Annotated in this window: 26 protein-coding genes; 11 read left to right on the top strand and 15 right to left on the bottom strand. The window is 64.3% G+C overall.

The window, feature by feature from the left end; all coding sequences use genetic code 11:
- The first annotated feature begins 135 nt into the window (after positions 1-135).
- Positions 136-516 carry a fe2+ zn2+ uptake regulation protein gene (locus TO66_RS14490; RefSeq protein ID WP_044462971.1) on the top strand — a complete coding sequence of 127 codons (381 nt, stop codon included), beginning with the start codon at positions 136-138 and terminating at the stop codon, positions 514-516.
- Positions 517-531: 15 nt separating this feature from the next.
- On the opposite strand, the gene TO66_RS14485 is transcribed toward TO66_RS14490, so the two are convergent.
- Positions 532-720, bottom strand: a complete 189-nt coding sequence (locus TO66_RS14485) for a hypothetical protein (RefSeq protein WP_044462970.1) — start codon at positions 718-720, stop codon at positions 532-534.
- A 166-nt stretch (positions 721-886) separates the two neighbouring features.
- Between TO66_RS14485 and TO66_RS33965 the strand changes: the two genes are divergently transcribed.
- The gene (locus tag TO66_RS33965; protein ID WP_256243589.1) at positions 887-1,018 is read left to right on the top strand and encodes a hypothetical protein; all 132 of its coding nucleotides are present in this window, start codon (positions 887-889) and stop codon (positions 1,016-1,018) included.
- Between the two features lie 154 nt (positions 1,019-1,172).
- On the opposite strand, the gene TO66_RS14480 is transcribed toward TO66_RS33965, so the two are convergent.
- On the bottom strand, positions 1,173-2,090 hold the full coding sequence (locus TO66_RS14480; protein WP_044462969.1) for a LysR family transcriptional regulator: 918 nt from the start codon (positions 2,088-2,090) through the stop codon (positions 1,173-1,175).
- Between the two features lie 119 nt (positions 2,091-2,209).
- On the opposite strand from TO66_RS14480, the gene TO66_RS14475 reads away from it, so the two are divergent.
- Positions 2,210-3,205: an aldo/keto reductase gene (locus TO66_RS14475; protein WP_044462968.1), complete on the top strand. Its 996-nt coding sequence runs from the start codon at positions 2,210-2,212 to the stop codon at positions 3,203-3,205.
- A 58-nt stretch (positions 3,206-3,263) separates the two neighbouring features.
- On the opposite strand, the gene TO66_RS14470 is transcribed toward TO66_RS14475, so the two are convergent.
- Positions 3,264-3,794 carry a hypothetical protein gene (locus tag TO66_RS14470; RefSeq protein WP_044462967.1) on the bottom strand — a complete coding sequence of 177 codons (531 nt, stop codon included), beginning with the start codon at positions 3,792-3,794 and terminating at the stop codon, positions 3,264-3,266.
- Positions 3,795-4,264: 470 nt separating this feature from the next.
- Here TO66_RS14470 and TO66_RS14465 point away from each other — a divergent pair, with 470 nt between their 5' ends.
- Positions 4,265-4,720 carry an SRPBCC family protein gene (locus TO66_RS14465; RefSeq protein ID WP_044466034.1) on the top strand — a complete coding sequence of 152 codons (456 nt, stop codon included), beginning with the start codon at positions 4,265-4,267 and terminating at the stop codon, positions 4,718-4,720.
- 9 nt (positions 4,721-4,729) lie between these two features.
- Here the strand turns inward: TO66_RS14465 and TO66_RS14460 are convergent, their stop codons facing one another.
- The gene (locus tag TO66_RS14460; protein ID WP_044462966.1) at positions 4,730-5,185 is read right to left on the bottom strand and encodes an ester cyclase; all 456 of its coding nucleotides are present in this window, start codon (positions 5,183-5,185) and stop codon (positions 4,730-4,732) included.
- A 207-nt stretch (positions 5,186-5,392) separates the two neighbouring features.
- Here TO66_RS14460 and TO66_RS14455 point away from each other — a divergent pair, with 207 nt between their 5' ends.
- The 6 genes from TO66_RS14455 (at position 5,393) to TO66_RS14430 (ending at position 10,685) form a co-directional block, all read left to right on the top strand.
- Complete coding sequence (locus TO66_RS14455) at positions 5,393-7,261, top strand: copper resistance system multicopper oxidase (protein ID WP_044462965.1); 1,869 nt, start codon at positions 5,393-5,395, stop codon at positions 7,259-7,261.
- Entirely contained in the window at positions 7,258-8,187 is a 930-nt protein-coding gene (locus TO66_RS14450; RefSeq protein WP_044462964.1) for a copper resistance protein B, read from the top strand. Before TO66_RS14455 ends, TO66_RS14450 begins: the two co-directional genes overlap by 4 nt.
- Before the next feature lie 60 nt (positions 8,188-8,247).
- The gene (gene copC / locus TO66_RS14445) at positions 8,248-8,631 is read left to right on the top strand and encodes a copper homeostasis periplasmic binding protein CopC (RefSeq protein ID WP_044462963.1); all 384 of its coding nucleotides are present in this window, start codon (positions 8,248-8,250) and stop codon (positions 8,629-8,631) included.
- Between the two features lie 3 nt (positions 8,632-8,634).
- Positions 8,635-9,540 (top strand): copper homeostasis membrane protein CopD, encoded by a 906-nt coding sequence (gene copD, locus TO66_RS14440; protein WP_044462962.1) that lies wholly within the window; start codon positions 8,635-8,637, stop codon positions 9,538-9,540.
- A 261-nt stretch (positions 9,541-9,801) separates the two neighbouring features.
- Positions 9,802-10,251 carry a DUF411 domain-containing protein gene (locus TO66_RS14435; protein ID WP_044462961.1) on the top strand — a complete coding sequence of 150 codons (450 nt, stop codon included), beginning with the start codon at positions 9,802-9,804 and terminating at the stop codon, positions 10,249-10,251.
- Positions 10,248-10,685, top strand: coding sequence for a YqaA family protein (locus TO66_RS14430; protein ID WP_044462960.1), 438 nt, complete (start codon positions 10,248-10,250; stop codon positions 10,683-10,685). The genes TO66_RS14435 and TO66_RS14430 overlap by 4 nt, the downstream gene beginning before the upstream one ends.
- A 27-nt stretch (positions 10,686-10,712) precedes the next feature.
- Here TO66_RS14430 and TO66_RS14425 read toward each other — a convergent pair whose 3' ends face one another.
- From TO66_RS14425 to TO66_RS33370, 11 genes are all read right to left on the bottom strand, one after another.
- Entirely contained in the window at positions 10,713-12,014 is a 1,302-nt protein-coding gene (locus TO66_RS14425) for an FAD-dependent oxidoreductase (RefSeq protein ID WP_044466033.1), read from the bottom strand.
- Positions 12,011-12,586, bottom strand: a complete 576-nt coding sequence (locus TO66_RS14420; RefSeq protein WP_044462959.1) for a c-type cytochrome — start codon at positions 12,584-12,586, stop codon at positions 12,011-12,013. The genes TO66_RS14425 and TO66_RS14420 overlap by 4 nt, the downstream gene beginning before the upstream one ends.
- 63 nt (positions 12,587-12,649) lie before the next feature.
- Positions 12,650-13,102 (bottom strand): hypothetical protein, encoded by a 453-nt coding sequence (locus TO66_RS14415; RefSeq protein WP_148558648.1) that lies wholly within the window; start codon positions 13,100-13,102, stop codon positions 12,650-12,652.
- A 60-nt stretch (positions 13,103-13,162) separates the two neighbouring features.
- On the bottom strand, positions 13,163-13,837 hold the full coding sequence (locus TO66_RS32050; protein ID WP_256243582.1) for a class I SAM-dependent methyltransferase: 675 nt from the start codon (positions 13,835-13,837) through the stop codon (positions 13,163-13,165).
- Entirely contained in the window at positions 13,834-14,394 is a 561-nt protein-coding gene (locus TO66_RS14405) for a hypothetical protein (protein ID WP_044462957.1), read from the bottom strand. Before TO66_RS14405 ends, TO66_RS32050 begins: the two co-directional genes overlap by 4 nt.
- The gene (locus TO66_RS14400; RefSeq protein WP_044462956.1) at positions 14,391-15,185 is read right to left on the bottom strand and encodes a hypothetical protein; all 795 of its coding nucleotides are present in this window, start codon (positions 15,183-15,185) and stop codon (positions 14,391-14,393) included. The genes TO66_RS14405 and TO66_RS14400 overlap by 4 nt, the downstream gene beginning before the upstream one ends.
- Positions 15,186-15,208: 23 nt before the next feature.
- Positions 15,209-18,025 (bottom strand): ABC transporter ATP-binding protein, encoded by a 2,817-nt coding sequence (locus tag TO66_RS14395; protein ID WP_044462955.1) that lies wholly within the window; start codon positions 18,023-18,025, stop codon positions 15,209-15,211.
- Positions 18,022-18,807, bottom strand: coding sequence for a hypothetical protein (locus tag TO66_RS14390; RefSeq protein WP_044462954.1), 786 nt, complete (start codon positions 18,805-18,807; stop codon positions 18,022-18,024). Before TO66_RS14390 ends, TO66_RS14395 begins: the two co-directional genes overlap by 4 nt.
- Positions 18,804-20,192, bottom strand: coding sequence for an MBL fold metallo-hydrolase (locus TO66_RS14385; protein WP_044462953.1), 1,389 nt, complete (start codon positions 20,190-20,192; stop codon positions 18,804-18,806). Before TO66_RS14385 ends, TO66_RS14390 begins: the two co-directional genes overlap by 4 nt.
- Complete coding sequence (locus TO66_RS14380) at positions 20,189-21,661, bottom strand: MBL fold metallo-hydrolase (RefSeq protein ID WP_044462952.1); 1,473 nt, start codon at positions 21,659-21,661, stop codon at positions 20,189-20,191. The genes TO66_RS14385 and TO66_RS14380 overlap by 4 nt, the downstream gene beginning before the upstream one ends.
- 86 nt (positions 21,662-21,747) lie before the next feature.
- Entirely contained in the window at positions 21,748-22,080 is a 333-nt protein-coding gene (locus TO66_RS33370) for a hypothetical protein (protein WP_148558649.1), read from the bottom strand.
- A gap of 102 nt (positions 22,081-22,182) precedes the next feature.
- Between TO66_RS33370 and TO66_RS14375 the strand changes: the two genes are divergently transcribed.
- Positions 22,183-23,136 (top strand): D-2-hydroxyacid dehydrogenase family protein, encoded by a 954-nt coding sequence (locus TO66_RS14375; RefSeq protein WP_044462951.1) that lies wholly within the window; start codon positions 22,183-22,185, stop codon positions 23,134-23,136.
- The last annotated feature ends 50 nt before the right edge of the window (positions 23,137-23,186 follow it).

Here is a 23,186-nt window from a genome sequence, read left to right as displayed (position 1 = left end):
CGCCTTTGACCTGGCGATCACGCAACGCTGACGAATTTTCTACAGCCAATTTTTCATGATTTGCCCGGCTCGTTCGTCTAGTTACTAGAGAGCAGCCGTCACTTTCCTGATCAGGCTCTGAAAAGGAGTTTTTGCATGTACGACCCGCAACTGCCAACGGATGGCCACACCGCACACCCCACGTCCACCCTCAACGCCGGGACCGGTGTTTTCGGCAAGCACGCCGAACGCAACCGCAACGAACGCATCAGGCACCTGCTCAAGAGCTTCGGCCTGCGCACCAGCCTGATTCGCCTGAAAGTCATCGATGCCCTGCTACAGGCGGCCGAAAACCATCGCGCCCTGGGCGTGCGCGGCATTCACAGTCATTTGCTGGAGCTGGATATCCCGCTGTCGTTCCTCAGCGTGCGCGAGGTGTTGAAGCGGCTGTGCAGCGAAGGCGTGATCACCCTCAATGCCGACAAGAGCTTCAGCCTGCACCAACAGGCTGAAGCCATACTCGACGGCCGCGACTGAGGCCGTCGGGAGGGGTCAAGGCTTGACCTTGCGGCGCATCACGCCGTTGAGCACGACCACGGTCACCGCCACGCCGATGGCGATGTACTGGAAGGTCTTCTCGGTGATCACGCCCGCGTTCTGCAGGTAGGAAAGGCCAAGCATGATTCCCAGTACCACCAGGGAAATCACAATCGAATAGATCAAGCGTTGCTTCTGGGTCATTAGGGGTTCCTGAGCCGACTGTATCGGCTTTGTATCGAAACAGATGCCAAGCACCTACCGAGAATCGGGGATGGGCGCGGGCAAACGGGGTCTCATGTTACAGCCGCCGGAGAGTTTTCGCTGCACTACGGCGGTTTTAACCCCGAAGGCCTTTGAGGACCGTGCAATGTTCCGTCGAATCACACTGCTGATTCCCCTGCTGGCGATGCTGACCCTGTCCGGCTGCATCATTTTCCCTCACGACGGCTGGCATCACCGTCATTACGATGGCGACCACGATTACCACTATCGCCGTTGAGCGTTGGCCGCTCCGGCACTCGGCATGACGCCGTGACACCGTCCAGCCACTCGACACCACCCGACGCCCGCCTGATTGCGGGCGTTTTTGTTGGTGCCTGGGCTGATGAGACCGGCACACGGTGTTGCCTGGTTTTGCGGCTGCTGCGTCGGCCTCAATCGAGCCGGGTGTTATGGATGCCCGGCCGGGCGAACAGCTCCACCAGCCAGTCGACGAAGACCCTGACCCGCGTCGACAGGTGGCGATGCGCCGGGTACAGCGCGGTCAGCGGCAGCCTGGGTGGCGGGATGTGCCTGAGCACTTCGCTCAGGCGCCCTTCGGCCAACAGCTGGGCGACATGGTAGTAAGGCGTCTGCACCAGCCCGTAGCCGGCTTCGCAGGCGGCCAGGTAGCCGTCGGCGCTGTTGACCGACACCTGCCGCGGCAGCTTGGGCAGCAGCACCTGGCCCTGGGTCTCGAACTCCAGGCCATAGCGCTTGCCGCTGACGCTGGAGAAATACTCGATCGCCTGGTGCCCGGCCAGATCGTCCAGGCTGCGCGGCACCCCACGCTGGCGCAGATAGGCAGGGCTGGCGCAGGTCACCTGCTCCATCAACAGCAGTGGCCGGGCCACCAGCGAATCGTCGAGGCTCTGGCCGCCACGCAACACGCAGTCCACCCCTTCGCGGATCAGGTCCACCGGCCGGTCGTTGAGGCCGATTTCCAGGTCGATCAACGGATACCGCTCGGAGAACGCCGGCAAGGCCGGGATCACCAGCAGCCGGCCGACCCCGGCCGGCATGTCGACGCGCAAGGTGCCCCGCGGGTTGTGGCGCGTGGCGGAAAACACCGCCTCGGTTTCCTCCAGGTCCGCCAGCAGGCGCACGCAACGCTGGTAATAGGCGGCGCCGTCCAGGGTCGGCGTGACCTGGCGGGTGGTGCGCAACAGCAACTGCACGCCCAGGTGCGCCTCCAGTTGCTTGATCAGCACCGTCACCGAGGCGCGGGGCAATTGCAGGCTGTCGGCGGCCTTGGCGAAGCCGCCGAGGTCGACGATCCGGGTGAAGACGCGCATGGCGTTAAAACGGTCCATTGGCTTGGCCTGTGCTGGATTATTCGGAATTGACGAATAGTGATAGCGCTTTTAGCCGGTTTATCCAGTTTTTGTCGAGGATGACAATGGCCGCACATTCCCCCTCAGGAGCTTCTCCCATGCAAACTCGTCAACTGGGCAAGAACGGCCCGCAGGTTTCCGCCATCGGCCTTGGCTGCATGGGCATGACCGATTTCTACACCACCGGCACCGATACCCGGGAAGCCACCGCCACCCTGCATCGCGCGCTGGAACTGGGGGTCAACCTGCTGGATACCGCCGACATGTACGGGCCACACAGCAACGAGACGCTGATCGGCCAGGCCATCCGCGGCAAGCGCGAGCAGGTGTTCCTGGCCAGCAAGTTCGGCATCGTCCGCAACCCCGGCGACCCGGCGGCCCGCGGCGTCAACGGCCGGCCCGAGTATGTGCGCCAGGCGATCGACGGCACCCTGCAACGCCTCGGGGTCGAGACCCTGGACCTGTATTACCAGCACCGTATCGACCCGGACGTGGCCATCGAGGAAACCGTCGGCGCCATGGCCGAGCTGGTGCAGGCCGGCAAGGTGCGTTATCTGGGGCTCAGCGAAGCCTCGGCGGCGACGCTGGAGCGAGCCCACAAGGTGCATCCGATCAGCGCCCTGCAAAGTGAATACTCGCTGTGGAGCCGCGACCAGGAAGACAACGGCTGCCTCGCCGCCTGCCAGCGCCTGGGCATCGCCTTCGTGCCCTACAGCCCGCTGGGGCGCGGCTTCCTCACCGGCGCCCTGAAGAGCCCCGACGATTTCGCCGCCGACGACTACCGACGCTTCAGCCCGCGCTTCCAGGGCGAAAACTTCGCCAAGAACCTGCGTCTGGTGGAACAGGTGAAACAGCTGGCGGCCGCCCGCGGCATCAGCGCCGGACAGTTGGCCCTGGCCTGGGTGCTGGCGCAGGGCGACTACCTGATCCCGATCCCCGGCACCAAGCAGCGCAAGTACCTGGAAGAGAACGTCGCCGCGCTGGACGTGCGTCTGGACCCTGAAGAGCTGCTGGCCCTGGAACGGATCTTCACCCCCGACGCCACCGCCGGCGAGCGCTACCCGCAAGCGGTGATGGCCCTGCTCGACCGCTAGGCGCCAGGCACAAAAAAGCCCTCGGCCGATCGCTCGGTCGAGGGCTTTTCTTATCGCATCAGGCCTTGGTGGAGCGGTTCTTGTCGGTCACCGTGGTGCCGTTGCCCTTGCCATAGCTCTGCAGGTTCTGCAGCACGTAGATGGCCTTCTTGTATTCGGGGATCAGGTAGTTGGCGTACTTGTTGCCCTTGAGGTTATTGCTCTGGATGGTGTCCAGCTGGATCGCGAAGTACTCCAGGGCATTGAACTTGGCTTCCGGGTCCTTCTGCACGCCGAAGCGGTCGAACTTGTCGCCGGCGTTGAGCAGCGTCATGGCCGTCACGTCGCTGATCAGGCCCTTCTCCTTGAGGAAGGTGCTCATGTTGCCCAGTTGCTTGGCGCTGACGTTCTCCGGATCGAAACCCTTGATCTGCTTGTGCAGTTTCATTTCGTCCATCTTGAACACGTTCAGCGCCAGCGGGTTCTGGCCGACCATGGCGAGCATCTGCTTGACCTTGGTGCTCTGGCTGACCGGCTTGCCGCGGACGCCGGTGTCCTGCACCAGCAGACCGGCCTTGCTGGTCCAGCCGCCGACATTTCCGATTGTCATATAAGACTCCTGTGTCTCGGTTTTCTGCTGCCTTCGGTGCCTTGCGCGGCCTAGGAAGATCGCGTCAATCCAACCCAGGCAGGCCTGGAAACCTGATGGGGGGGGAAAACATTGACCGGAGTATCGGCAGCCCGGGACGGGGCTCCAACAAATATTTCGACTTTTTACAATTTTCGTACATTCTCGATACAAATGCCGAAAACCTGAATTTTCCCCATTAGAAACAATGGGTTGAACCCTATTCTGCAGACCACCCAGCAGGCATTAGCGCGCCCTTGAATGTCACCGGAGCGGCACCGCAGGCCGTTCTTGCACCTGTCGACGGCGCTCTCCCACCGGCCTGCCGGCAAGCCGCGAGCGACGCCCATGTGAAGTCCGCTGAACGGTCGCTTGCGCGTCCCATGCCCGGCGCGCGGGCATCTATATTTGAAATTCCGGATTCCAGTGTTCCTGACACAAGGAGGTGCATGGTGGGACAACGTCAGCAGCATCTGACAGAAGAGCTCATCTGCCATGAGCTCTACATCGACGCGCCGATCGATACTGTCTATTACTACGTGACGCAACCGGATCGCTGGTGCGAATGGCACCCGACTTCCCTGCGGGCCGACACGGGCCTGGCAGGTTCATTGCCGGCGGGGCACCGATTCAGCGAGACCATCGACCTGCTGGCGGTGCAGGTCCCGATGAGCTGCCGGGTGCTGGTCGCGGTGTTTCCCAAGGAATTCAAGACCCTGTTCAGCTCCGCCGCGGTGGACGGTTCGGTCCACTATCACCTGAGCAAACAGGGGGAAGGCACGCTGTTCAAGCGCACCCTGCATTACTCCACCGACCTCAACCTGAGCGGCCTGCGCACCCGCATGGAGCAGTCGTCCGCGCAGGCCCTGGTCAACCTCAAGAACAAACTGGAGCAAGCCGGTGATTGACCCCGGCCCTTACTTGCCGAGGAACATGCCATTGGGATTGGCCGACTTTTCCGGCACCGTCTGAATGCTGTCCCAGTGCTCGACAATCTTGCCCTGCTCCAGGCGGAAGATGTCGATGATCGACTTGATCTCACCCGGCACCCTGCCCGTGTTCCGCACATGCAGGATAACGAAGTCGCCATCGACGAACACCTGCTCGACCTCGCTGCGCGAGTCCGGATAGCGCTGCTTGAGGAAGGCGACGAACTTGCGAAAGCCCTCCACGCCATCCTCGGCATTGGGGTTGTGCTGGATGTAGCGCTCGCCCAGGTAAGGCGCCGCCGCCTCGAAGTTCTTGCGGTTCAGGCCCTGCTCATAAAACTCCAGCACCGTGAGTTTGTTGCGCTGTTCCTGCTCGGTGTACGCCGCCTGGGCCTGGGCGGTGAACGCCAGGGCCAGGGCCGCGAGGGGCAAAAGTCTGTTCATGGAGATCTCTCTGTTCAGGACGGGTCGAGGGCGAGCGTCTTTTATATAGCACTGCGCGAAATCCTGGAGCCGGCTTTGATTACCGCCTGTTACGGCCCCCCCTGCCTTCGCTGACAAATCTGTAATGTCATCCTCAGTTTCCTGACAGGCCAGCCCCCTTAAGGTCAGCCCCAACCTGACACACCAGGATCGAGGGAGCCTTGGGGCATGCACGTAAAACCCACACGACGCAGTTTTATCAAGGGCCTGGCCGCCGGCGGCGTACTGGCCGGCACCGGACTCTGGCAGCAACCGCTCTGGGCGCGCAGCGCCGACGGCCAACTGCCGGCACTCAGCGGCCAGCAGTTCGACCTGTTCATCGGTGAATCCCAGGTCAACTACAGCGGCACGCCGCGCACGGCGATGACCATCAATGGCGGCCTGCCCGGCCCGCTGCTGCGCTGGCGCGAAGGCGACACCGTGACCATCCGGGTGCGCAACCGCCTGGAACAGCAGGACACCTCGATCCACTGGCACGGCCTGATCCTGCCGGCCAACATGGACGGCGTCCCGGGCCTGAGCTTCCACGGCATCGCCCCGGGCGGGATGTACGAGTACCGCTTCAAGGTCCAGCAGAACGGCACCTACTGGTACCACAGCCATTCCGGCTTGCAGGAACAAGCCGGGGTCTACGGGCCGCTGGTGATCGAGGCCCGCGAGCCGGAACCCTTCGACTACGACCGCGACTACGTGGTGATGCTCAGCGACTGGAGCGACGAAGCCCCGGAACGCCTGATGCACATCCTGAAAAAGCAGTCCGGCTACTACAACTTCCACAAGCGCACCGTGGGCGATTTTATCGAGGACGTCAGCCGCGACGGTTGGGCGGCGACGCTCGCCGACCGCAAGATGTGGGCGCAGATGAACATGAGCCCCACGGACCTGGCCGACGTCAGCGGCCATACCTACACCTACCTGATCAATGGCCAGAGCCCGGGCGGCAACTGGACCGGGCTGTTCAAGCCCGGCGAGAAACTGCGCCTGCGCCTGATCAACGGCTCGGCCATGAGCTACTTCGATGTGCGCATTCCCGGGCTGAAGATGACCGTGGTCGCCGCGGACGGCCAATACGTGCAGCCGGTCAGCGTCGACGAGTTGCGCATCGCCGTGGCGGAAACCTACGACGTACTGGTCGAGCCCGGCGCGCTGGAGGCCTACACCCTCTTCGCCCAGTCCATGGACCGCACCGGCTACGCCCGCGGCACCCTGAGCCAGCGCCCCGGGCTGAGCGCGGACATCCCGCCCCTGGACCCGCGGCCGCTGATCAGCATGGCCGACATGGGCATGGATCACGGCAGCATGGGCGCCATGCCCGGCATGGACCATGGCCAGATGCAGGGCATGGACCACGGCAGCATGGCCGGGATGGACCACAGCCAGATGCAAGGCATGGATCACGGCAATATGGCTGGGATGGATCACAGCCAGATGCAGGGCATGGATCACAGCGGCATGGCCGGCATGTCGGGCATGGACCACGGCGCGATGGGCGCTGCCATGCAGAGCCACCCAGCCTCGGAAGACGGCAACCCGCTGGTGGACATGCAGACCATGAGCCCGACCCCGAAACTCGGCGACCCCGGCATCGGCCTGCGCGACAACGGCCGCCGGGTGCTGACCTACGCCGACCTGCGCAGCACCTTCGAAGACCCCGACGGGCGCGAGCCGAGCCGCACCATCGAGCTGCACCTGACCGGGCACATGGAGAAGTTCGCCTGGTCGTTCGACGGCATCAAGTTCAGCGATGCCGAACCGGTGCGCCTGACCTACGGCGAGCGGGTGCGCATCACCCTGGTCAACGACACCATGATGACCCACCCCATCCACCTGCATGGCATGTGGAGCGACCTGGAAGACGAACAGGGACGCTTCCTGGTGCGCAAGCACACGATTGACATGCCACCGGGCAGCAAGCGCAGCTATCGGGTGACCGCCGACGCCCTCGGGCGCTGGGCCTACCACTGCCACCTGCTGTTTCACATGGAAATGGGCATGTTTCGCGAAGTACGCGTGGACGAAGCCGGGAGCGCCGCATGATGCCGAAAAACGCCTTGACCCTGTTGACCGCCCTGCTCGGCCTCGGTGCCGGCACGCTGCACGCCGCCCAGGCCATGGACCACTCGACGATGCGCCACGCGCCCGCGCCGGCGGCCGCCCAGCCGAACGACGCCATGCCGGGCATGGACCACAGCCAGATGACCGGCATGGACGGCGAACCCATGCAGATGATGGATTCGCCGGCCCCGCCCCAGAGCCGCACGCCGATCCCGGTGCTCACCGACGCCGATCGCCAGGCCGCCTTCCCGCCCGTGGCCGGCCACGGGGTGCACGACAAGGCCATCAACTCGTTCTGGCTGGTCGATCGCCTGGAGTACCAGGACGCCGATGACGGCAGTGCCCTGGCCTGGGACCTGAACGGCTGGATCGGCGGCGACATCGACCGGCTGTGGCTGCGCAGCGAGGGCGAACGCAGCAACGGCCGGACCGAAAGCGCCCAGGTCGAGGCGCTCTGGGGGCATGCCATCGGCCCCTGGTGGGATGTGGTCAGCGGCGTGCGCCAGGACTTCAAGCCCGGCGCGCCCCAGACCTGGGCCGCCCTCGGGCTGCAAGGCATGGCCCTGTACAACTTCGAAAGCGAGGTCACCGCCTACCTGGGCGAAGGCGGCCAGAGCGCGCTGGGCCTGAAGGCCGAGTACGACATCCTGCTGACCAACCGCCTGATCCTGCAGCCCACCGCGGAGGTCAACCTGTATGGCAAGAACGACCCGCAACGGGGCATCGGCTCGGGCCTTTCCGACCTGGAAGCCGGCCTGCGCCTGCGTTACGAGTTGCACCGCCAGTTCGCGCCCTACATCGGCGTGACCTGGAACCGCAGCTACGGCAAGAGCGCCGACTACGCCCGGGAAGAAGGCGAAGACAGCAACGAAGCCCGGCTGGTGCTCGGTGTGCGCATGTGGTTCTGATCCACCCTTGAATCGATAACCAGAAAGAAAATAGCGCGGCCACTGCCGCTGGAGCCTTGCATGTCCTACCTCAAGCATCTCGTCCTCGCCGTCGCCCTGGGCGGCGGATTGTCCCTGACCGGCCTCGCCCAGGCCCACCCCAAGCTCGTGGCCTCGACCCCGGCCGAAGGCGCCAGGGTCGCGGCGCCGGCAAAGATCGAACTGCAGTTCTCGGAAACCCTCACCCGGCAGTTTTCCGGGGCCCGGCTGCTGATGACCGGCATGGCCGGGATGAGCCACGCGCCGATGCCGGTCAAGGCCGCCGTGGCCGGAGGCAACGACCCGAAAAGCATGATCATCACCCCGGCCGCGCCGCTGACCGCGGGCAGCTACAAGGTCGAATGGCGGGCGGTGTCCGCCGATACCCATCCGATCACCGGCAACCTGACCTTCGACGTCAACTGAGTCATGGGCGGGCTCATCGATATCGCCTTGCGTTTTGCCCTGTACCTGGACTTGACGCTGCTGTTCGGCCTGGCGCTGTTCGGCCTCTACGGGCTGCGCGGCGAACAGGATCGCTGGCGGTTTCGCCGGCCATTGGCGGTAACCCTGGGCCTGAGCGTGCTGCTGTCCGGCGGCGCGCTGCTACGCCTGGCGCTGTCGATGAGCGGCGCGGCGAGCCTGGCCGAACTGGACCCCGCGCTGCTGTCGATGCTGCTGTTGGAAACCGCCGCTGGCCACAGCTGGCTGCTGCGCCTGGCGGCCTTGCTGCTGGCCGGCGTGGCGCTGGCGGGACGCGGCCGGTTCGCCCGCTACGCCCTGGCGCTGTGCGCGGCGACGGCCCTGGCGACCCTGGCCTGGACCGGCCACGGCGCGATGGACGATGGCGCCCGGCGCTACCTGCACCTGGGCAACGACATCCTGCACCTGCTCGGCGCCGCTGCATGGCTGGGCGCGTTGGCGGCCTTCGCCCTGCTGTTGCGCGGCAGTGCCGGGGCCGGCGGGCGGCAGCCTCATGAACTGCTGGAGGCACTGCGCGGGTTTGCCCGCCTGGGCACGCTGATCGTGGTCAGCCTGAGCCTCACCGGGGTGTTCAACTACCTGCTGATCGCCGGCCCGGACCTGGCCCCCTTGAGCGGCAGCCTCTATGGCCTGCTCCTGGGCCTGAAGGTGTCGGTGTTCGCCAGCATGCTGGTATTCGCCGCGCTGAACCGCTTTCACCTGGTGCCGCAACTGCAACAGGCATTGCACCAGGGCTCGCCCGATGTCGCCCTGGCGGCCCTGCGCCGCAGCATGTTCCTGGAACTGGCAGCGGCCCTGCTGGTGCTTGGCCTGGTGGCGGCGCTCGGCATCCTGAGTCCCAATGACGCGTAGTGCCGGACAAACCGCGGCGTCCCCCTCGCGGGCAAGCCTCGCTCCTACACAGAATGCACATGCTTGCGTAGGAGCGAGGCTTGCCCGAGATGAACGATAACGCGATGCGACAGGCCCACCACAAAGAACGAACGCCCGCCTGGTATAACGTTGAAACACAAGCGTCACGCCGCGCGCGCGAAACGTAGCAAAATACCCACCCTGCGGCGCACCCCGCGCCTGCCATGGCGCCAGCGCCCCCTGATGACCAAGAGACTGTCCATGAACAAAATTCTGCGCCTGGCGGCCCTGTCCGCCCTGCTCGTCGGCTCCCTGGCCCAGGCCGCCGACCTGATCCCGATCGACGTGCACCGCGACGCCAACTGCGGTTGCTGCAAGAAATGGATCGAGCATCTGCAGGCCAACGGCTTCAAGGTCAACGACCATGTCGAGAGCAACATGAGCGAGGTCAAGCAACGCCTGGGCGTGGTTCCGCGCCTGGCTTCCTGCCACACCGCGGTGATCGACGGCAAATTCGTCGAGGGCCATGTGCCGGCGGACCAGGTCCTGGCCCTGCGCCAGCGCGACGACCTGCTCGGCGTCGCCGCCCCCGGCATGCCCATGGGCTCGCCCGGCATGGAAATGGACGGCATGCCCGCCGACGCCTACCAGGTCATCGGCCTGACCAAGGAAGGCCAGGACGTGGTGGTCGCGGACTACCCGGCCCATTGATCCTCGCCGCCTGCCTCGGCCTGTTCCTGGCGGCGTTCGGCGCCGCCACCCTGCTGCCGCTGCAGTCCGAAGCGGTGCTGGTGGGCCTGTTGCTCAACGGCCAGTACAACCTGTGGTTGCTGCTGGCCGTCGCCACGACCGGCAATGTCCTGGGTTCCCTGGTGAACTGGTGGCTGGGCCGGCGCCTGGAACACTACAAGGACCGCCGCTGGTTCCCCGTCGGCCCGCGCCACCTGCACACCGCCCGCCGCCATTACCAGCGCTACGGCCATTGGTCCCTGCTGTTGAGCTGGCTGCCGATCGTCGGCGACCCGCTGACCCTGGTGGCCGGGGTCATGGGCGAACCGCTGAAGCGCTTCCTGCTGCTCGTCACCCTGGCCAAGGGTGCGCGGTATGCCGTACTGGCCTGGGCCACCCTCGGTTGGGTGGCCTGACAGCGCAACGGCACTCGTCCGACGGCCCTAGCCGAAGGCCTCTTTGACCAGGTTGTCGAACATGCTGTAGGCCGACTGCGCTTCGCGGCGGTAATCCTCGTCGCTGGCATCGAGGGGCGTGCCCCGCAAGGTTTCGATCTCGATGACATTGCTGGCCGCGTCATGCCGGTAATGCAACAACACCGAGATGCCATAGTTGTCGCCACACAGGCTGTAGCAGACATTCATGTACTGCGGCTTGAGCAGCGCCAGGCCATGCATCTGGCTGTGGATGGCCAGGGCGCAGACCCGGGCCTGACAGGTCGCGGCGAACGCCGACTTGGGCAGCTTCTCGGCGTAGGCCGCGTCGCCGATCACATGCACATCCGGCACCAGCAGCGATTCCAGGGTCTGGGTGTTGACCGGGCACCAGCCGTGTTCGGCGGCCAGGCCGTTGCGCCGTGAAAAATCGTCGGCCTGCTGTGGCGCAATGATATTGATCACCTGGCCGCTGACCGGACCACCCTCGGTCAACAACTGGCCCCTGGCCTCGTCGAAGCCGAGCACGGTGCCGCCCTGCTGGGCCCCGATCCACTGGATGGTGGCCCACTCGGTGCCATAGCCGTAGAAGCGCTTCCAGGCCTGTTCGAACTGCGCCTGTTTGGCGAAACGTGGCTTGGCGTCGAGGATGATCACCCGCGAATCGGGCTTGTGGGTCTTGAGGTAATCGGCAATCAGGCTGGCCCGCTCGTAAGGCCCCGGCGGACAGCGGTAATCGTCCACCGGCACCGAGATCAGCACATGGCCGCCATTGGGCATGGCCTCCAACTGCCGCTTGAGCAGGCGCAGCTGCTCGCCACCGCCCCACGCATGGGGCACGCGGCTGGCCACCGCCTCGCTGTAACCGGCGATGCTGTCGTACTTGTAGCCAATGCCTGTGGCCACCACACAACGGTCGTAGCCCAGCGCCGAGCCGTCGGCGAGCCTGACCTGCTTACGCCGGGCATCGATCGACTGCGCCTGTTGGTACACCACCTCGATGCCTTCGGCTCGCAACTGCTGGTAACCGAAAACCAGGGTTTCCTCGTCGCGCTTGCCCACCAGGTACTCGATGCCCAGCGGACAGCAGTGATACTCCCGGTTGGGCTCGACCAGAGTGATCCCGACATTGGCGTCCAGGCGCCTCAGGGTCCGGGCAAAGGTGGCGCCGGCAAAGCCGCCGCCAATTACCACCACGGCATAGGGCTTGGCGTCCGCCCCTGGCACCACGGGCCGGGCCAGGGTCTGGAGCGAGGACGCGCCGATACCGGTGGCCAGCCACTTGAGCAAGCGCCGGCGTTGAGGATTCATCGGCATAGCGCCTCCTGCTTGCACCCTTGCAGATACCCCAGCAATTGCTGCAGTTCCCCATCCTTCAACGCGGACATCGCACTGGCCATTTCCTCTGGCATCGTTCGTTGGCCCACGGCCATATCTTTGAGCACTCCCTGCATATATTCGAGGTTCTGGCCTTTTACATAGGGTGTATCCGCCTGCTGCTCGTGGCAGCTGGAGCAGTGCTGCGTGTACAGGCGCTCGCCCTGTTGATGCGCCGGGCTCACGCCCGGCTGCAGCGCGCCTTTGGGCAAGCGGCTGTAGTATTCGGCGAACTGCCTGAGCGTCGGGTCGTCGTAACCTTCCATTGCCCGGTTCATGATGGTGCCCTTGAGCTTGCCGTCGCGATAAGCCGTCAGCGTCTTGAACAGATAGGTCTCGGACTGGCCGGCCAGGGACGGAATCGCCCCCGGCGTGCGCTGCCCCTCGAAACCGTGACAATTGATGCAGCCGTTGCTCAACATGAAAGACTCGCCACGACCACCGGCTTGCAGGCTGGGAACCACAAGAACGAGGCCGATCAACAGCGGCCCGATAACCACACGCATACCCTGGACTCTCCCTGTACCTTGTATTGGCCGCCCCTCTGCGGCGGCCGAATGATCCAGCGCTCACTCGGTGAGCACGTTGCTCATGTACACCTTGGTGTTGCGCAGATATTCCTTGGGGATGTGGTAGCCACCGTAGGCCTTCACGTGCCCGTCGATGTAGCCGCTCATGGCCTCTCGGGAAGCGAATATCTGCTTGGCGCGTTCGAAGGTGGCTGGATCGCGATAAATCATCAGGTGGATCAGCGGCTCGCCCAGTTCGGTGGGAATCAGGTTGATCACCTTGACCCCTTCCTTCGACTTGCCAGCATAGGTCTGCATGTAGGCCGCCTGGGAACTGACGAAGGTCTTCAGGAACTCTTCCTCCTGACCCTTGGGGGGCTCGAAGATAATGGTCATGGCCTTGCTGGTAGCGGTCGCTGGCACTGCAGGGGGGGTCGCAGTCTGGGCCCAGGCCTGGCTGCCCGCCAGCCACAAGAGAGCCATCAGGCCCAGATGCACTCTAAGGTTGTTCATCGCAATCACCGTTTCGTTGGATTGTTTTCCGCCCGGGTCGAATGTGCCCGGAACCTGTTCTTATTTGTGTAGCACCACCGAGATCATGCGCCCGGCGAGGTCGGCGGTCGGGTCGGCGGTATCCCGGGGGGTAACCTGGACCGAGCTGATTTCCACCCGGCGATAGTGTTCGAACATCACCCGCTGGTACTCCAGCGGCAGCAATGGCCGGATGCAGAACAGCGCCAGGCGCCCGCCCTCGGCGAGCAGCGATTGCGCGGCAAACCTGAGGAACTCGAGGTTCTCCTCGTCCACCGCCGCCATGTCGTCGGCGAACGGGTCGAAGAAGATCGCCGAATAACGCTGGGCGCCGGGGTTCAGTTGCTGCCAGTAACCGGGTTGCAGGTGGATGTTGACCCGCGCGCCTTTCCAGCGCTCGGCCTGGGCCAGCACCTGCGGATGGGGCTCGACTATGGTGTGGCTCGCGGGGCCGAACTCCTGCAGGATGCTGGCCGAAATGCCCATGCCGAAGCCGACTTCCAGCAGCCGGTCATCAGGTGTGAGCTTGAGGTCCTCGACCATCCTGCGGATCAGCGGGCGCTCCCATTCATGCATGACGTACTCGTCGCCGATGCGCAGCGAGTCGCCGGTGTAAACCGCCTCTGTCGCCAGAAAGTCCTTGCGTTGTGGATCCATGAACACTCCTTTTCTCTTCTCGGGATGGATTTGGCGAACACGCCGATGGGGCGGCGTCACCTCACCAGTTTCAACTCGGGCCGGCCGACGAACGCCTGCGCCGGGGTGACATTCGACTTCAGCAATAGGGTCTGGAACCCGCCCTTGAACGGGACCCTGGCCAGGATCGCGATAGACAACTCTTCGAGGTACAACGAAAAGCCCTGCAACGCCTGCATGGGCAGGCCGGCAAGGACGCAGTGGGCGATTTCCAGCAGCAACTGGTCGAGGTAGATCACCAACGTTCGCTCGGGGTGGCGGCCGAGAATGGCTTCCAGCTCGATGGCGAACGCATGAAAGATGGTGTTCAAGCTCAGGCCGCCGTCACGAGATGCATAGGGGTCGAACAGCCAGTCCATCTTGCGGGCGCCATAGACCTGCTGCGGGTCGTAGAACTCCTGCCCGAGGACCAGCGTCTGGATCTCCAGGCTGTCGGCCAGGGCCAGCACCGGGGCATAACAGGACGATTGACCGGACAGCACCAGCAGGTCGCTGTGGGCGCTCTGCAGGGTCTGCAGATGGTGCCGCAACAACGCCTCATCGAGCTGCCGAGCGCGGCGCATGAGAATCACATTCATCTCGTCGAACTCCTGAAGCCAGCCTCGCAGGCCGCCAGGGCCTTGATGTGCTCCAAACGGGTGGCGCCGACGATACAAGCGTCGACCCGCCTGTGGTGGAAGGCATAGTCCAGCGCGGGTTTCAGGGGGATATCGCCGCCGGCCAGGCAATGCAGGGCGTACAGCCGGGACCGGGCCTGGATCCGGCGCAGGTAGTCGCTGTACGTGGCGCATTGGATATTCAGCAGGTTGACCGGCACCGCGGCGCCGCTGAACGCACGCGTCCTCAGCAGCTGCAGGAAGCCGTCGCTGGGGTGGAAACCCAGGAGAATCCTCGAGGCCGCCGGAATCACCGCCTCCATCTGTTCCAGAATTGTGTTGAGCAAGGCGTGCTCCTGGCGGGCAAGCAAGATATCCAGCCAGTCGCCCCCCAGGGTCACCAGGCCGGGCCGACAGCAGCGGATAATCTCGATGTCCTCGGCAATTTGCTGCTCATCGGCAACGAAGGCGTAGCCAGGTGCGTGGTAATAGAACGCCGGGTTGGCCTGGACCTGACGGACACTGACGCCCTGCCCGGTGGCCAGCTCGGTCACCCGCAGCAGAAACCGCGAGTGATAGATATGCCGCGCTGGCGCCCCCGCGCCCAGAGCGTTGCTGACCGCCCTGGCCGTGGGCCAGTCGCCGCTGGCCAGGCCCAGGCCGGAGCCGGCCAGCACTCGGCGGGTGATCGCCTGGACCTGCCGCGCCGAGTAAGGGCTGCCATAACGCTTGAGAAAGCCCCGGTCGCCCAGGTACAGAATCGGCTCATCCATGAGTATGTCCTTGCTCCGGGCGGTCAGTGGGCCAGCGCGCCGAGCTCGATGTCATGTTCCAGGCGGCAACGATGGTCCACCAGCACCAGGGTGTTGCCCGAACGCTCGACGTAGCGGTGCAACGCTTGCAGGCGCTCGGCCAGTTGTTCGGCGCCCAGGGTGCCGAACAGCTCGTCCAGCAACAGCAGATGATGGTTGTCGCCGGGCAAGTCGTCGAGCCAGGTCTCCAGCCAGCCACTGCCCCCCGGTTCGCCGCCGAGCAGCGCAAGGGTGTTGCGATCCAGGTAATAGCGGATCGGCGCCGAAGCCTGCCGCGCCCCCGTATTTTCCGTGGTCACCTCGGTGATGCCGGCCACGCCCTTGAGGTACTCGCTTTTGCCGGAACCGGAATGCCCCGACAGCGAATACAGGCGGCCTCGCTCCAGGCTCAGGCCTCGGTAGGCGCGTTGGGCGACGAAGGGCGCGATCTCCAGGCTCTGCCCGGCAAGCGCCACGGCCACCGAGTTTTTGCGCCGGGCAAAGCGCTGCAGGCGCGCCACCGACACCGACTGCGACTTGAAGCCGGTAATGGCCAGGAACACATTCGCCAGATCGGAACGCACCAGCAGCAAGGCAGTGACCGCGAGCACAAAGGCCGAATCGCTGGTGCGGTAAAGGCTGCCAAGTAATACCACCAGGACAATCACCAGGTCGCTGAGCAAGGTGCAACTGGCCGCCGTGACCGTGCGGGTGATCACGCTGCGCATCCGCGTGGTGTAGAAATGCTTGAGGCCGTCGGCGATGGCGCCGCGCTGGGTCAGCGCCAGCCAGTCGCCCAGACGCTCGAAGCCCGTACCGCCGGCCCGGGAGATGGAAAACGCCACATGGGCCGAACGCAGCAGGGAGTCGAAGCCTTCGACGCTCTCCACTCGCGTCCGGTACAGCTCGTTGATCGATAACCGGTACAACACCGCCAGCAGCCCGCCGAACAGCGACGCCACGGCCATACCGAACAGACCGAAGCCCATCCACAACGCCACCACGTTGCACAACAGCAGCGCGAGGATCCAGGCGATGTCATGGCTGTACCAGGCAATGCGTTCGAAAGTCGTGGTGATATCCCGCGAGACCACTTGCAGTGCATCCACCAGGCTGCCGGCCCGGACATCCCGCAGGCCGGCGAGGAATAACAGCGAAAACCGGCGGCGCAACAGGTTCTCGATAAACAGCCCGGCCGCGATGCCCGCCGCCACCCCGGCCACGGCATACAGCAACACCTGCAAGGGCGAGAAACCGGCTTGCGGCAAGGTCAGGTTGGCCGCATAGCTCATCATCGACGCCGGCACGAGCAGCATCAGCACGCCCCAGCCGCACGACCTGAACAGCTCGCCCAGGCGCAAACGCGCGTGCGCCGGGTCGCTCGTCGACGATGCCGGAGCGCTGCGCTCGCCAATCATCGTCGGAACGGCCTCGCGCCCGTCAATCGCCTGCGCCGCCGCAGGGCTGAAGCTCACCCAGGACAACTCGCTCAAGGCCTGTTTCACCGCCTGCGCAGCCGCAGCGTCCAGTGCCGAGAAGTCATGGTCGATATTGAGGATCTTGTCCTGGGCCTGCGCCAGGAACACCCCGCGCAGCAGTTGCAGGCGCAGCCGCTGACCCGCAGAGAGGTTCTTGCCGTCCAGCTCGATGGGCAGCCACAGCACCCGTTGCGGATCCTGCCCCAGCTCGGGCACCAACCGGAATACCCGCAGCAGCACCCCCAATTCCTCGCTCTGATTCTGCGGCCCCCCCGGAATCAGTTCGACCAGCGCCGCCGGCCAGATTGGCCAGTCGACATCGAAGTCGATCACCGCGGGGGGCTGCTCAACGGCAACGGACGGCAACCCCGGATGCTGGGAAGAGTTCTGGTAAAGGCCATTGAGCGCTGCCAGGGAACGGCCGACGGCCTTGTAGCTCACATAGGACCGGGGCAGTGCGAGCACCGCCGACAACAGCGGAATGCTCAGCCAGAAAATCGCCCCGTCCCAGGCCAGCGCCGCTTCCGAGGTACCCAGCAGCCCCAGCAGGACAAAGGGAACCAAGCGGCCGAACCCGACGATGTAGCTGTCGGCGCCGCGCAACAGCGTATCCAGGTTACGCAGGGAGCGTTCGCCAGCCAGGGTGCGCTCGATGCCCTGCACAGCACTTCGGTCAGCGAACTGCTTGAGCCATGGGCCTTCACGCAGCCATATCGAACACTGTTCGATGCGCTGCGCCGTCCGGTCCATGATCCGCTGGTAATTGCGGTCGGCGAGACTGGACAGCAGATAAGACAGCGGCAGGAAGACCCCGATTACCGCGACGGCCCAGAACCCCGCGGAGCCAAAGACCAGCAACGCCAGGAGGATCGAGAGCACCAGGAACAGTGGAATCGCCAGCAGGTTAACGCTGGCGCCGATACCGTCGAGAATGACGCTGAAATCCCGCGACACCACCCGTTCCAGCACCGCCACCTCCACCCGCTGCTGCATCTTGCGCGCCAACAGGCGCTCGAACTCGCGGCACAGCCTCAGGGACAGATAACGTTCCAGGTTGAGCTCGCTCACCACCAGCAGGAACCCGCCGATGGCCAGCAGCCCCAGTAATAGGGTGTCCGCCAAGGCGACCTGGGCACCGCCTTCGCTCGCCACCAGGGTGCTCAACCGGTAGATGAACAACAGCGGCACGCAATATTGCAATAACGACACCAGCACATAGGCGCCGATCGCCCAGGGCGAGAGGCTGAAGGCGAGGCCGAAAAAGCCGTCGGCGAAGGCTCGCCCCTCGGGGCGCACGGCCGTCCGATAGTGCAATGCCGGGGTAAAACAGTACATCCACTTCACGGCATTGCCTCCTCGCAATACACCAGGCCCGGTTTCAGTGCCTGCACCCGCTGCAGGCAGGCCCGGATTTTCTGCTGATCGTAGTAGTGGGCGGGGATCCCCCGGCATGCGCAGTAATGGGCCACCCATTTCTCCAGGTTCCGCGAGAAATCGGCGGCCTCCCCTACGCAACACCCCAGGGACAGGATGTCGAACCATACGCTGCGCTGCAGAGAATGGGTTTCCAGGTCGAGGATGCGCACGCCCTGCCCAGTGATCGGCAGGTGCTCCGGCTTGCAGTCACCGACGCTGATGCCCTGCAGGTCGAAGGGAGGGAAATGGCAGCGGGAAGACAGGCAAGGATCGGGAAACTCCGCTGAGCTGCGCTGCCCCATGGCTATCTGGACGTTCCGCAACGCCGCGGCATGCATCGCCGCATAGGCGGCGATCACCTCAGGCAGGTCCTGCGCCCGGGGTAAACGACCCTGGACCTGCTCCAGCACCAGCACCTGGTGCCGGGCATCCTGATGCAGCAACCGAACGATCGGGCCGGTGCGAAACAGCAGGTAGCCACTGACTTCCGCGGCATAGGCCGCCTCGTCGAAATAACGCTTGATCACCACCGGCTCGCCGGAGCTCATGCAACGACCGGAGCAGACCAGGGATTTGCTCGACTGGCCGAGCACCAGCAGGAGCTGATAGCGCCCCGCCAGAAGCTCGCCAAGGACCTGCCGGCGAACCTGGACCTGGACCTCGTCCAGGCTTTCCAGGTGCACATGGGCAAAGACGCTGCGAGCGCTCATGACGCGGTCGCCAAGGACATTTCATAACTGCGCAAGGCGCGTGCGTAGTCCACCTGCTCGTTGTAATACTCGAGCCAGAACGCCAGGGGGCTGTCGTAGCGGTCGCAGACATACCACTGCGACGCCGACAGGTTGAGCAATTCCCAGATCTGCAGTTCGCCGAGGATCAGTCGACAGAAATCCTCATAGTCGACCCGGATGCCATAGGGATAGCGCTTGATCGCACCCGCGCCCTCGTCCGCCACCTCGACGAACTCGACCCTGGAGACATCCAGCAGCCACTGCCGGGTCTCGGCGTTCTCGCGGGTCAATTGCAACACCGCGCGGCACGGGCCGATGGCGCGCCCCAGGTAATCGCCCTGGGTCATCAGCACCTGCCCGTAGCGGGTGATCAGCCAAGTCCTGGCCATTTCATCGAGATGGGCCTTGATCTGTTCCGCATCGAGGCCGACCCGACGGCTGCGGCCCTGGGCCGGCATCGCCTCGACTTGCTCCCGCAGAGCGCCGATCCAGTCCACCGGCGCGCCGGGCCGGGCCTGGGCCACGTCGAAGCTTTCTCCGGGTGCCAGGGAATGCACGGCCCGCAGCAATGACAGCTCGTTGCTGATCTGCGCCAGCTCCAGGTTCGACCAGGGCTGGTGCATCTTGCCGAGGGGATCGCGGTAACCATTGCCCGCCAGGATCAGCGTCGGGACCTGGTTCAGCCGGCGCATCGGCTTGTGCACGATTTCATCCAGCAGGCGCAGCCCGGAAACCCGGGTATAGCGCTGGTCGGGCACCGGCAGCAGGTTGTCCAGGCCGATCGGCCCCTGCCCCCCGCTGCCCTGGAAATTATTGGTCATCACCATGACCTGCGGCCAGGCGACGGCGCCGCTGTTGACATCGGCGAAGTAGCCATCGGCGATGCGCGTATCGGACTGGATGAACAGCGCATCATGGCCTTGCTGGACATGCAGCGATGCCACCCGGCTGTCCCAGAACAGCACGTCGGTGTGAGGCATGTAGAAACGCAGGCTCAGCGAGCCGATGGCGAACTCGGTCTGGGCATCGATCCGCCGCACCTCGTAGCCGCAGGCGCGGACAATCGCCTCGGCCGCCCCCGGAAACAGTTCCGGGACATACACCACCTTGTGCTTGAGCAAATGCCCATGGTCTGCCTGCAGGCAGCGCAGGGAAACCGGGTTGAAGTGCTGCAGATGCTCGGTGGTCAAGACGATGCCATCCACCGCGGGCATACGCTGCAGGTCGATGTTGCGCGCCGGGACAATGGCGAACTGCCGATCGGTGTCGGAACCGAAGCCGCGCCCCAATACAGGGTCGATCAGCACATGAGTATCGTCCGCCTGCAACGACCAGCTTTCGTGGCCGATCAGGGTCAGCTTCATGGGCGCACCTCCAGGTTGTGCATGGCGCGATCAATGATTTTCGCCAGCAGTTCGGGGCTGCCGTTCTCGCCGTAGTAGCTGTAGAAGAATGGGATCAGGCCGTCGAAGATGCCGTTCTCGAACCAGGACTGCACCGAAACGCCCACGATGTCCCAGATCTGCAAATCGCCCTCGACCATGCCGATGAAGTCCACCAGCGGCAAGGAGACGCCAAAGGGATACTCCGCCAACAAGGATTCGAGCGAGCTTGGCGCCTCGGCCTCGAAGCGGCCGCTGATCAGGTTCAACCCATAGCTGTCCCGACGTCCCAGGACGCGGGAGGCGAAACTGAAAACGATGCGTTTGGGCCCCAGCTTGCGGCCCTTGTGATGGGTCATCGCCAGTGCCTTGCGCCCGGTGATGAACAGCATCAGGCTTTTCGCCAGGCGCTGCAGTTCGGCTTCCGCACGTCGCAGCAGCACCTCATATTGCTCGGCGTCCGCAACATCCGGGCGCACCGACGCCACGACTTCGACGCTCTTGCGCGCCTCGATGAACTGGTCCAGTTCCTCGATCAGCAAAGCGTGCTGCACCTTGTCCACCTGGACCCAGTCGATGGCCGTCGGCAGCTCGGACTGATGGTCCAGGGCGAAAGCCTCGCCGGGCAACAGGCCGACGATGTGGGTGTCCAGGCTGAGCCGGTTGGCCAGTCGGCTCAGGGTTGGCTGGTCGGAAAACGGGAACGCGGCGAAGCCGCCCAGGCGCTTGATGAAACCGCCGCCGCATAGCGCGATGTTTTCGGGCTGCACCGGAAAGTCGTCCAGGTAGCTGGTGAGCACCGCGCTCAGCACGCCGATCCCCAACGGACCGACCTTGCGATTGCTATCGCTGGCATTCTTGCCCCAGTTTTCCAGGGATTGAAAGGCGCCCGGCGGCGACACCCTGGAGTTGTTCGAAACGATCACCAGCTTCGGCGGAGCCAGGCGTTCGTCGACGATATCGGCCTTGAACACCTCGGACACCAGGGCGTCCACGGCGATGAAGATGCCATTTTGCGGCTGTTCGGCTTCCTCGATATGCACCTGGGTCACCCGGCTTTCCCAGAAGGCGGTCTTCGGGTCCGCCGGATAGAAACGCAGGTTCAGGTCGCCGACGCGCATCGGTGCGCTGTCGTTGACTTCGGTGAGGGTGAACCCGAGATCGCGAATGCACTGCTTGACCGGTTCGACGATGGTCGCTCCGACCACGAACCGGGCAGAACGCGGCAGCAGGTTCAACGACTGGATATCGAAATGATCGGAATGTTCATGACTGAGGAAAATCAGGTCCACATCGGACAAGGCCGCGGCGTCGACAGTGCGCGGCGGATAGATCTCGATCCGGTGCTCGTCGACCAGACCGAAGTCTTCGCACAACAGCGGGTCAATCAGAATCCTGGTACTTGCATGTTCCACCAGCCACGTTTGATGGCCGACAAAAATCGCCCTCATGTCCCCCTCCCTGGATGACAACTGAATGCTCACTACCCAAAAAGTGAAAAAGCAAGAAAGTCCTTTCTTGCTTTTTCGGGGTCAGATCAACGGTGGTACGCGCAGCTCGCCGCCTTGGTCTGTGAAACACGGGTCTTGGATTTCTTGATGGCGTCGCTCAAGGCCAGCAGCTCTTCTTTGCTGAAGAGGACTTCTTCACGGTCTTGAGGGTTGGATGCGGCCGCGGCCTGTGGGATTTTCCGGTTCATGACTTGCTCCTTGTCTGGCTGTTTCCAGGTACGCCAAAAGCGTAATGGCGTCCTGCCGCGAGCCAATATAAACCAGACACTGGATTTTTCAAGAATGCGAATCGCTATCGAATGGCGTTCCCGGGGCATTTTCAGACAGAAGAAAACTTTTGATACAAACTTGCCGAACATGAATCTTCATAGAGTGTGGCGAAATCCACAGCAGGATCCCTGGCGCAATCGGCACCCTCTCCAACCTCTGCCACCACGGCAAGAGTTTCCAGAACAAGAGGCATGAGCATGCAAATCGCAGTCATCGATGACTGGCAGGACGTGGCCCGCGACGTGGCGGACTGGTCGGCGCTGACCGGCATCGGCGCCGTCAGTTTCATCCACGACTACCCCGGCGACCTCGTCACCCTGGGCAAGCGCCTGGCGCCGTTCGAGGTGATCTGCGTGATGCGCGAACGCACCCGCTTCGACGAAGCGCTGCTGCGCCGTCTGCCGCGGCTCAGGCTGCTGCTCACCGGCGGCATGCGCAACGCCGCCATCGACCTGGCCGCCGCGGCCCGCCTGGGCATCCAGGTGTGCGGCACCGACAGTTACAAGCACGCGGCGCCGGAATTGACCTGGGCGCTGATCATGGCCCAGAGCCGCAACCTGCTCAACGAAGCCAATGCCCTGCGCGCCGGCCTCTGGCAACAGGGCCTGGGCGGCGACCTGCACGGCAAGACCCTGGGCATTCTCGGCCTGGGCAGCATCGGCCAGCGGGTCGCGCAGTTCGGCCAGGTGTTCGGCATGCGGGTGATCGCCTGGAGCGAAAACCTCACCGCCGAGCGCGCTGCCGCGGCCGGGGTGACCTACGTCGGCAAGCAGCAGCTGTTCGAACAGGCCGACGTGCTCTCGGTGCACCTGGTGCTCAGCGAACGCAGCCGCGGGCTGGTGGATGCCCAGGCGCTGGCCTGGATGAAACCCTCGGCGGTGCTGGTCAATACCGCTCGCGGGCCGATCGTCGACGAAGCGGCGCTGATCGCCGCCCTCGAGCGCGGCCGCCTGGCCGGTGCGGCCCTGGATGTGTTCGAACAGGAACCGCTGCCCCTCGACCATCCGTTCCGCCGCCTGCCCAACGTGCTGGCCACGCCCCATGTCGGTTATGTCAGCCAGCAGAACTATCGGCAGTTCTACGCGCAGATGATCGAGGATATCCAGGCCTGGGCCGCCGGCCAGCCGATCCGCCTGCTGGGCTGAGCCAGCCCGGGGCATGGCGCCCGCCTTGCCCGCACCATCCTCGGGCGCTG

It is taken from the genome of Pseudomonas sp. MRSN 12121, from assembly GCF_000931465.1.
In the GTDB taxonomy this organism is placed as follows: domain Bacteria; phylum Pseudomonadota; class Gammaproteobacteria; order Pseudomonadales; family Pseudomonadaceae; genus Aquipseudomonas.
The sequence above is the reverse complement of the archived record's forward strand: the minus strand, read 5'-3'. Positions and strand labels throughout refer to the sequence as shown.

Bases quoted from the DNA above. Each gene is read 5' to 3' on its own strand.
- TO66_RS14425 (WP_044466033.1), bottom strand. From the start codon at position 12,014: ATGAATCCTCAACGCCGGCGCTTGCTCAAGTGGCTGGCCACCGGTATC.
- TO66_RS14450 (WP_044462964.1), top strand. From the start codon at position 7,258: ATGATGCCGAAAAACGCCTTGACCCTGTTGACCGCCCTGCTCGGCCTC.
- TO66_RS14415 (WP_148558648.1), bottom strand. From the start codon at position 13,102: ATGAACAACCTTAGAGTGCATCTGGGCCTGATGGCTCTCTTGTGGCTG.
- TO66_RS14475 (WP_044462968.1), top strand. From the start codon at position 2,210: ATGCAAACTCGTCAACTGGGCAAGAACGGCCCGCAGGTTTCCGCCATC.
- TO66_RS14435 (WP_044462961.1), top strand. From the start codon at position 9,802: ATGAACAAAATTCTGCGCCTGGCGGCCCTGTCCGCCCTGCTCGTCGGC.
- TO66_RS14390 (WP_044462954.1), bottom strand. From the start codon at position 18,807: ATGAGCGCTCGCAGCGTCTTTGCCCATGTGCACCTGGAAAGCCTGGAC.
- TO66_RS14385 (WP_044462953.1), bottom strand. From the start codon at position 20,192: ATGAAGCTGACCCTGATCGGCCACGAAAGCTGGTCGTTGCAGGCGGAC.
- TO66_RS14400 (WP_044462956.1), bottom strand. From the start codon at position 15,185: ATGGATGAGCCGATTCTGTACCTGGGCGACCGGGGCTTTCTCAAGCGT.
- TO66_RS14470 (WP_044462967.1), bottom strand. From the start codon at position 3,794: ATGACAATCGGAAATGTCGGCGGCTGGACCAGCAAGGCCGGTCTGCTG.
- TO66_RS14375 (WP_044462951.1), top strand. From the start codon at position 22,183: ATGAGCATGCAAATCGCAGTCATCGATGACTGGCAGGACGTGGCCCGC.
- copC (WP_044462963.1), top strand. From the start codon at position 8,248: ATGTCCTACCTCAAGCATCTCGTCCTCGCCGTCGCCCTGGGCGGCGGA.
- TO66_RS14485 (WP_044462970.1), bottom strand. From the start codon at position 720: ATGACCCAGAAGCAACGCTTGATCTATTCGATTGTGATTTCCCTGGTG.
- TO66_RS14480 (WP_044462969.1), bottom strand. From the start codon at position 2,090: ATGGACCGTTTTAACGCCATGCGCGTCTTCACCCGGATCGTCGACCTC.
- TO66_RS33965 (WP_256243589.1), top strand. From the start codon at position 887: ATGTTCCGTCGAATCACACTGCTGATTCCCCTGCTGGCGATGCTGACC.
- TO66_RS33370 (WP_148558649.1), bottom strand. From the start codon at position 22,080: ATGTTCGGCAAGTTTGTATCAAAAGTTTTCTTCTGTCTGAAAATGCCC.
- TO66_RS14380 (WP_044462952.1), bottom strand. From the start codon at position 21,661: ATGAGGGCGATTTTTGTCGGCCATCAAACGTGGCTGGTGGAACATGCA.
- TO66_RS14405 (WP_044462957.1), bottom strand. From the start codon at position 14,394: ATGAATGTGATTCTCATGCGCCGCGCTCGGCAGCTCGATGAGGCGTTG.
- TO66_RS14460 (WP_044462966.1), bottom strand. From the start codon at position 5,185: ATGAACAGACTTTTGCCCCTCGCGGCCCTGGCCCTGGCGTTCACCGCC.
- TO66_RS14420 (WP_044462959.1), bottom strand. From the start codon at position 12,586: ATGCGTGTGGTTATCGGGCCGCTGTTGATCGGCCTCGTTCTTGTGGTT.
- TO66_RS14455 (WP_044462965.1), top strand. From the start codon at position 5,393: ATGCACGTAAAACCCACACGACGCAGTTTTATCAAGGGCCTGGCCGCC.
- TO66_RS14490 (WP_044462971.1), top strand. From the start codon at position 136: ATGTACGACCCGCAACTGCCAACGGATGGCCACACCGCACACCCCACG.
- copD (WP_044462962.1), top strand. From the start codon at position 8,635: ATGGGCGGGCTCATCGATATCGCCTTGCGTTTTGCCCTGTACCTGGAC.